Annotated in this window: 2 protein-coding genes and 1 pseudogene; 2 read left to right on the forward strand and 1 reads right to left on the reverse strand. The window is 62.6% G+C overall.

Annotated features, from left to right (window positions below; genetic code table 11):
• Positions 1 to 59: 59 nt before the first annotated feature.
• Positions 60 to 272, reverse strand: a complete 213-nt coding sequence (locus EV691_RS24370) for a hypothetical protein (RefSeq protein ID WP_242672678.1) — start codon at positions 270 to 272, stop codon at positions 60 to 62.
• A gap of 379 nt (positions 273 to 651) precedes the next feature.
• Between EV691_RS24370 and EV691_RS23125 the strand changes: the two are divergent.
• Positions 652 to 1,124 (forward strand): annotated as a pseudogene (locus tag EV691_RS23125) (IS5 family transposase); the annotation flags it as partial.
• A 94-nt stretch (positions 1,125 to 1,218) separates the two neighbouring features.
• On the forward strand, positions 1,219 to 1,548 hold the full coding sequence (tnpA, locus tag EV691_RS23130) for an IS66-like element accessory protein TnpA (RefSeq protein WP_131302580.1): 330 nt from the start codon (positions 1,219 to 1,221) through the stop codon (positions 1,546 to 1,548).
• The last annotated feature ends 127 nt before the right edge of the window (positions 1,549 to 1,675 follow it).

A 1,675-nucleotide genomic window follows, 5' to 3' on the forward strand; every position in this document is an offset into this window, starting at 1 on the left:
CAGCAGGGGGCAGCGGTTGGTGAGTTTGGCGACTGCCAATTTACCTGCTTCCCTGACTGTCAATCCTCGCTTTCCCAGGATTCCGCGAAGAACCCGAAAGGCGTCGTCGAACACCCCATGATGCAGCCTTGGTAGCCCAGATACAGACAGTCGTCAGCGAGCTGACCAGCCATGGTTACCGTCGCGTCTGGGGCCTGCTGCACCGACAGCACGAGCGACAGGATCAGCTGCCGGTCAATGTGAAACGGGTTTTCCGCGTCATGCGTGACCACAAGCCGCTGCTGGAGCGGCGACGCAAGCAATCGGGCGTAGCGCGGCGTCACATGAGGGGCGGGTGGCCGTGTCGGCGAGCAATACTCGCTGGCGCTCCGATGGCTTCGAGTTTCGCTGCGAGGATGGCGCCAGGCTACTGGTGACCTTCGTCCTGGTCTGCTGCGACCGCGAAGCCATTGGCCGGGTGGCCAGCTCCATGGCTACAGTGGCGACGATATCCGCGATATCATGCTGGAGTCCGTGAAAAAGCGCTTTGGCCAGCAGCTGCCTGCCACGCCGTTGCAATGGCTGAGCGACAACAGCTCAACCTATAGGAAATCCTGAAAAAGACTTCCCGACTCTGGTGAAATACGTCCATCCCCTTGCCAGAATTTCCCGATGAAGCAGCTGTCCTTCGCCGACGCCGAGTACGCCAGCAAAAGCGCAAGCAGACCCGCCGCGAGCGCTTCCTGCTCGAAATGGACCAGGTGGTGCCGTGGTCTGGGCTGATCGCCCTGATCGAGCCCCACTATCCGAAGGGCGAAGGCGGTCGGCCAGCCTATCCGCTGGCAGCCATGCTGCGCGTGCACCTGATGCAGAACTGGTTCGGCTACAGCGATCCGGCGATGGAGGAAGCGCTGTACGAAACCACTCTCCTGCGCCAGTTCGCCGGCCTGGGCCTGGAGCGCATCCCGGACGAAACGACCATCCTCAACTTCCGCCGCCTGCTGGAGAAGCACGCACTGGCCGCAGGCATGCTGGAAGTGATCAACAGCTACCTGGGCGAGCGCGGACTGTCGCTGCGCCAGGGCACCATTGTCGACGCCACCCTGATCGATGCGCCGAGCTCGACGAAGAACAAGGGTAAGCGTCTGGCCAAGTCATCTGGCTTGAACCCGCCTGGCTAAGAGAGGGTGTCCACCTATTTATCGTGGACACCATCTCAAGGCTTTCAAGCGGGGAATCATGCAGCGACGTTCTTATTCCAAGGCCTTCAAGGCGCAGGTCGTGCAGGAGTGCAGCCTGTCCGGCAACTCGGTGGCCAGCGTGGCCCTGAGCCACGGCATCAATACCCATGTGGTTCATCGCTGGAGAAGACTGGCCGCATGTTCCCCGTCGACCGGGACACTGCCCGCCTTTCTCCCGGTGGCGCTGGAGCCGCCTCTTCAATCAGCGGCTTCCAGCCAGGCGGAGATCCGCATCGAGATTCCCCATCGCTGCACGACCTTGACCGTGCGCTGGCCGGCGACGGACGCCGAAGGCTGTGCCCGGTTCATGCGCGAGCTCCTGCAATGATCCGCGTTGATCGCATCTGGCTCGCCACCGAGCCGCTGGACATGCGGGCCGGAACGGAAACGGCGCTGGCCAGGGTGGTGGCGGTCTTCGGTGCGGCGAAGCCGCACAACGCCTGCCTATCTGTTCG

This window comes from Azotobacter chroococcum, from assembly GCF_004339665.1.
GTDB classification, from domain to species: domain Bacteria; phylum Pseudomonadota; class Gammaproteobacteria; order Pseudomonadales; family Pseudomonadaceae; genus Azotobacter; species Azotobacter chroococcum.